Source organism: Streptomyces sp. NPDC002156 (genome assembly GCF_053593675.1).
In genome coordinates, this window is the sequence record NZ_JBSFDA010000003.1 from 169343 (window position 1) to 175347 (window position 6005).

A 6005-nucleotide genomic window follows, 5' to 3' on the forward strand; every position below is an offset into this window, starting at 1 on the left:
GCGCCCTCGTGGGGGAGGGGCGGGAAGCGGGATCGTTGCTTCAAGCAACAGAGGCCCCGCTCTGAAGGCCCGAAGGGAAGTCCCGTCATGAACTCGAAGTCGCCGAAGTCGCCGAAGTCGCCGAAGTCGTCGCAGTCGTCGAGGCGCTCGACCCCGGTCCTGTGGTCGCTGTTCCTCGCCGGTGTGGCCGCCGTGCCCGTCGTCTCCTACTCCGTCGACGCGGGCCAGGGCGTCGCCGTCGTCCTCGTCGCCGGGCTGGTCGCGCTCCAGGCGCGCGTCGCGATCGTCGAAATGGAACGGCGACGCGACCGCGGGCCCGAGCGGATCACCGCGTGACGGGCGCGGACCACGGGCCGACCGGCGCGTCGCTCACGCCGGTCGCCACATCGTCCCGGCGGGCCCACCCGACGGCAGTGTCGTCGCCCTGCCCGGCGGTCGGACACGGCGTGCACACCTCGCCCGGCGAACAGCCGCTCCGCCACCGTGAGGATCAACTCCCGCGTCGCACCGGCCTGTTCGGGCGTTCTCCCCGCCATGAGCACCACCGTCCTCGCTCGCGCGGTTCGTCGGCGCCGACATGGTGATCGGCGCCGACCCGCACAGCCGAACGGCGTTCAGCCGGGGACCGGGGTCTCCTCGCGGTTCTCGGGCTCGTCGTCCTGCTGTTTCCGGGGTACGGGGTGGGCGCGGCTGAGCGACTCGCCCTCCACGTCGAGGTGCGGCAGGATGCGGTCGAGCCACTTCGGCAGCCAGGCCACCTTGTCGCCGAGCAGGGCGAGGACACCCGGGACGAAGGCCATACGGACCACGAACGCGTCGAACAGGACGGCGATCGCGAGACCGAAGCCGATCATCTTGATCATGGATTCGTCGGCGGTGACGAAGCCCGCGAACACGGCGATCATGATGAGCGCGGCGGCGGCCACCACCCGGGCGCTGTAGCGGAACCCGGTGGTGATGGACTGGCCGGCCCCCTCCCCGTGGACGTACGCCTCGCGGATCCGGGACACCAGGAAGACCTCGTAGTCCATCGCCAGACCGAAGACGATGCCCACCAGGAAGATCGGCATCATGCTCATGATCGGACCGGTGGACTCGACCCCGATGAGGCTCGCACCCCAGCCCCACTGGAAGACCGCGACCACGCAGCCGAGCGCGGCGAGCACCGACAGCAGGAAGCCCATGGCCGCCTTGAGCGGGATGAAGATCGACCGGAAGACCATCAGCAGCAGTACGACGGCCAGACCGACCACGACGACCAGATACGGGATCAGGGCCCGCTGGACCTTCTGGGCGACGTCGATGTTCAGCGCCGTGGAGCCGGTGACCTCGAAGGTCGCCCCCGTCCCGGCCACGGTCGCGGCGCGCTCGTCGCGGATGGTGTGGACGAGGTCCTCGGTCTTCTTGTCGGTCGGCGCGTCGGCCGGTACGGCGGAGAAGACCGCGGTGTCGCCGGCGGCGTTGAAGCGGGGCGTGCTGACCGAGACGACTCCCGGCGTGGCCCCGATCCGCTTCTCGACCGCGGCCACGGCGGCCTTCGGGTCGTCGGCGTCCTGCGCGTCGACGACGATGGTCAGCGGGCCGTTGAAGCCGGGCCCGAAGCCCTGGGCGAGGTCGTCGTAGGCGCGGCGCTCGGTGCTGGAGGTGGGCTTGGTCTCGTCGCCCGGCATGCCCAGCTGGAGGCCGAGAACGGGGAGCGCGAGCACGATCAGAGCACACATCGCGGTGAACCGTACGGGGAAGGGGTGGCGCTGTACGAACTCCGCCCAGCGGCTGCCGAAGTTGCCCAGCACGCCCTGGACGCGTCGCCCGGTCCTGCGGTAGCGGCGGGACAGGACGGCACGCGGCCAGAACCCGATCAGGGCCGGGACCAGGGTCAGGCACACGAGGACGGCGATGGCGACCGCGCCCGCCGCGGCCAGGCCCATCTTGGTGAGCATCGGGATGCCGACCACCGAGAGACCCGCGAGCGCGATGACCACGGTGAGCCCCGCGAAGACCACCGCCGAGCCCGCCGTGCCGACGGCCAGTCCGGCCGCCACGTCCTCGCTGTGCCCGTTGGCCCGCTCCTCGCGGAAGCGGGAGACCACGAACAGGGCGTAGTCGATTCCGCAGGCCAGCCCCAGCATCATGGCCAGCGTGCCGGTCGTCGAGGACAGCCCGAACGGATCGGACAGGACGGTGATCGCGGTCATGCTGATGCCGACGCCGAGCACCGCGGTCAGCAGCGGCAGCCCCGAGGCGGCCAGCGAACCGAAGGTGAACAGCAGCACCACCGCCGCGACGAGGATGCCGATCACCTCGCCGGCGCCGCCCGCCGAGGGAGTGGTCGCCAGCGCGGTGCCGCCCATCTCGACGGTCAGTCCCGCGTCACGGGCCGACTGGGCGGCGCCGCGCAGGGTGTCCTTGGCGGCGTCGGTGAGGTCGTCGGCCGCCACCGTGTAGGTGACGGTCGCGTACGCCGTCGAACCGTCCTCGCTCACCGCCCGGGCCTGGAACGGCCCCACGGCGGAGACGACCTGCTGCCCGTCGGCCGCTCGGGTCACGGCCCGGTCGATGGCCGCCCGGTTGGCGGGCGCCGTGACCTGCTGCCCGGCCGGGGCGACGAACACCATCCGCGCGGTCGCGCCGTCCGCCTGTGCACCCGGGAACCGTTGCTCCATCAGGTCGAACGCGCGCTGCGCCTCGATGCCCGGCGCCGAGAACGTGCTGTTCGGTGCCTCGGGAGCCTTGGCGGAGGCACCGCCGAGGGCGAAGAGGACCACGACCCACATGACGGTCACGTACCAGCGCCGCCGGAACGCGAAGCGGCCCAGCCGGTAGAGCAGCGAAGCCATGAACGGCACTCCTCACGGTTGCCCCCGGCTCACAGCGTGGAGCCGGCCGTGGAGTCCCGCATCTCGGGCCGGCCCCCAGGAGCAGGAGGACGTGCCCTTCCATCTCTTGTGCCGGACCGGGCCCGGTCAGTGCCGCCGGTCCTGCGCGGTCTCCACGCGGGCCTGCGCGCGGCCCTTGTACAGGGCGCTTCCCGCGCCGAGGGAGACGACCGCCATGCCGAGGCTGGTCGCGATGCCCTTCGCGCTGTCGTCGATGAGCGGCGCGGCCAGGGCGACCACGAGGTTGAACAGGAACAGGAACCACAGGACGGGACGGGAGGAGAGCAGCGCCTTCACGGGAGACAGCCTTTCGGGAGCGGTGGGCCCCCGGTGGGGAGCCGCTGACCTTGTGAGATCGACGATCCCGGAAACGGCACGACGCCACGAGGGAGCGTCCTCCCTGATCGATGGTGTAGCAGGCTCCACTCCCACCCACTCCCACACCCACGCCGTACGGCGACCGGGCCCGCGCAGGACGCGGGACCCGGCGGCGCCCCCCTCGGCCGCTCTGCTCGTCCTGCTCGACCTACTCGCCCGACGTTTCCGACGTGTCCGGCGCGTCGAACCAGCCGCGGCGCTGCGCCTCCGCGCCCGCGGCGAAGCGGGTCTCGGCGGAGAGTTCGTCCATGAACTCGCTGATGCGGCGGCGTACGGTACGCGGGGTCAGTGCCAGCCTCCGGGCGATGGCCTCGTCCTTGAAGCCCTGCCGCATCAGCGCGACGATCTCGTGGCGCTGCCGTTCCCGGTCGCTGCCGCTGGGCGAGGGGGCGTTGGTCAGCGGGCGGGCCTCGCGCCACAGGAGCTCGAAGTAGTGGCGCAGCGCCTCCACGGCGACGGGCGAGGTCAGATGGAGGGCCACGCTCGACCCGGTCGGGGTGAGGGCCAGCAGGGCCTGCGCGCCGTCCGTGATCTTCAGTTTCATCGGCAGCCGCGGCAGGAGTCGTATCTCCTCGCCTGCCGCTGCACAGTGTTCGACGATCTCGGTGCCCACGGGGTCGGTCAGGAAGCCCGTCTCGTAGATGCTCCGGTGCCGTACGCCCCGCGCGATCGACGCGTCCGTCGGCGGCTGCGCCGAACTCGCCTTGAGGGGAAGGTCGTACTGGAACGTCTCCAGTGTCAGATGCTCCTGGACGGCCGCCGTGCCGATCGTGTTGGACAGGGCGGCGATGTCGTCGGAGTCGGTGAGCACCTGCGCGAGCCGGTGCGAGGAGGTGTCCTGGGCCTGCTGGTCGGCGAGTTGGCGGATGCGCAGCACCTCGCGCTGGGCGCGGGCGACGACGTCGTACTGGGCGTCCAGCTCGTGCTTCTTGTGGACCAGGGCCGCCTCCACGGCCGGTACCGGCGCCGCCGCCCGCAGCAGCGGCGGGTCGTGGGGCAGCACATGGGCGAGGCCCAGTGCCAGCAGCGGGGCCGAACTCCCGCCCCGCACCCGGTGGGGGGCGTCGGCCTCCTGGAGTGGTGTGGGCCCGTCCGCCTCCGCGAGGGCGCGGTAGCTGTCGGCGATCTCGGCACTCGTCAGCGCCGCGAGCGTGTCGACGGCCCGGGTCAGCAGCTCCGAGGCCGTGCCGAGAGGCCTGGTCTCGATGTCGGCCGGAACGTCAATGGGTGCCGCGGCTGTCAATGGCCGGTTGTCCACTTTCTTCCTCCCCGTTCTGTGTTCGAGCGCCACACTCTCCCAAAGGTCCGTTACAACTCCCGTGAACTGACCGGAACTTGTGCGGAAAATTGCCGTCTTCGAGGTGTCGGCGCAGGTCGGAGGGGTCGCTGAGGAGGCGCCCGGGGTGCCGTGGGCAGGGGGTGCAGGGGAGGCTCCGACGCGGATCCGGGGGTGAGGAGCGCGGGGTTGTGGCCGCTTGTGTCCAGTCGGCCACAACTGCCCCTGGCAATCGGACCGGGCGCCAAGTGAACTCGGTGGTGGAGCGACTGCAGAGAGCTACGTGCGGCCATACGACGGGGGAGTCGGAGCATGACCAGCAGTTCTGCGCTTTTTCCTGCTCGAAAACCAGCTGTGGACGGCCGGGAACCACCTGTGGACGGCCCTGCGGACGAGGCCGGGCCGCGCACCGGACGGTTACCGGTCGCGGCGCTCGTGCCCGCCGACTCCCCGCGTGCCGGGGACATCGATCTCGCCTACGCCAGATCACTGGCGGAGGTACGGGACCTGCCGCCGATCCTGGTGTGCCGGCGCACCCTGCGCGTCATCGACGGGATGCACCGGCTGACGGCGGCGACCCTGGCCGGCCGCGCGGACATCGACGTCCGCTACTTCGACGGCGACGAGAAGGAGGCGTTCGTCGAGGCAGTCCAGGCCAATCTGCACCGCGGGCGGCGGCTGAACCAGCGGGAGCGGCTGGCGGCGGCCCGGCGCATCCTGGCCACCTACCCGCGATGGTCCAACCGGGCGGTCGCCCAGGCCGCGGGGCTGTCCACGAAGACGGTGTCGGCCGTCAGACGGCGTGCAACCGGGGAGGAGCCCCAGTCGAACACCCGGGTGGGCCGCGACGGCCGGGCCCGCCCCGTGGACCCCACCATCGGCCGCAGACGCGCCGCCACGTATCTGCGCGAACACCCGGACGCCTCCCTGCGCCAGATCGCGGGCGCCGCCGGGATCTCCGTCGGGACCGCCCGCGACGTCCGGGCCCGGGTGCAGCGGGGCGAGGACCCCGTCGGCCGCAGAGCAGCAACCGACGCAGCAGCCGCAGCCGCCGTACGGGACGAGCCCGTGGCGCTGACCGCCGTGGAACGGAACGGGCGCCTCCGGGAGCCGGCCCGGCCCCGCACCCCGACGGGTCCGGCCCCGGGCAAGGACCCGCTCGCCGTCCTGGCCCGTGACCCCACCCTGCGGTTCTCCGCGTCCGGACGGCAGCTGCTGCGCCTGCTCGACAACCGGGCCCTGCTGGGGGCCGGGGGCGACGCCCTGCTGGCGGCCGTACCGCCGCACAGCCGGGCCGCCCTGACCGTCGCGGTCCACGAACACATCGACATCTGGCTGGCGTTCGTCAGCGTGCTCGACCGAACGGGCTGAACCTCCGCACCCCACAGGGGCGGGGGGGGGGGCCACGACGCCCCGCCCCCCCCAAACCAGGGAGAATAAAACCCAAAAAAAAACGTGAAAAAGACACCCCCCCC

General features: G+C 72.0%; 5 protein-coding genes and 1 pseudogene. 2 read left to right on the forward strand and 4 right to left on the reverse strand.

Annotated features, from left to right (window positions below):
* Positions 1–87: 87 nt before the first annotated feature.
* Positions 88–336 (forward strand): hypothetical protein, encoded by a 249-nt coding sequence (locus tag ACWCRB_RS03050; protein ID WP_450994341.1) that lies wholly within the window; start codon positions 88–90, stop codon positions 334–336.
* Positions 337–428: 92 nt separating this feature from the next.
* Here ACWCRB_RS03050 and ACWCRB_RS03055 read toward each other — a convergent pair.
* The 4 genes and pseudogenes from ACWCRB_RS03055 to ACWCRB_RS03070 form a co-directional block, all read right to left on the reverse strand.
* Positions 429–545, reverse strand: a pseudogene (locus ACWCRB_RS03055) (TetR family transcriptional regulator); the annotation flags it as partial.
* Positions 546–614: 69 nt separating this feature from the next.
* Positions 615–2837 (reverse strand): MMPL family transporter, encoded by a 2223-nt coding sequence (locus ACWCRB_RS03060; RefSeq protein WP_450994328.1) that lies wholly within the window; start codon positions 2835–2837, stop codon positions 615–617.
* Between the two features lie 126 nt (positions 2838–2963).
* Complete coding sequence (locus ACWCRB_RS03065) at positions 2964–3173, reverse strand: hypothetical protein (RefSeq protein WP_450994329.1); 210 nt, start codon at positions 3171–3173, stop codon at positions 2964–2966.
* Positions 3174–3402: 229 nt separating this feature from the next.
* Positions 3403–4512: a helix-turn-helix domain-containing protein gene (locus tag ACWCRB_RS03070; protein WP_450994330.1), complete on the reverse strand. Its 1110-nt coding sequence runs from the start codon at positions 4510–4512 to the stop codon at positions 3403–3405.
* Positions 4513–4905: 393 nt separating this feature from the next.
* On the opposite strand from ACWCRB_RS03070, the gene ACWCRB_RS03075 reads away from it, so the two are divergent.
* Positions 4906–5901 carry a ParB/RepB/Spo0J family partition protein gene (locus tag ACWCRB_RS03075; RefSeq protein ID WP_450994331.1) on the forward strand — a complete coding sequence of 332 codons (996 nt, stop codon included), beginning with the start codon at positions 4906–4908 and terminating at the stop codon, positions 5899–5901.
* Positions 5902–6005 lie beyond the last annotated feature (104 nt).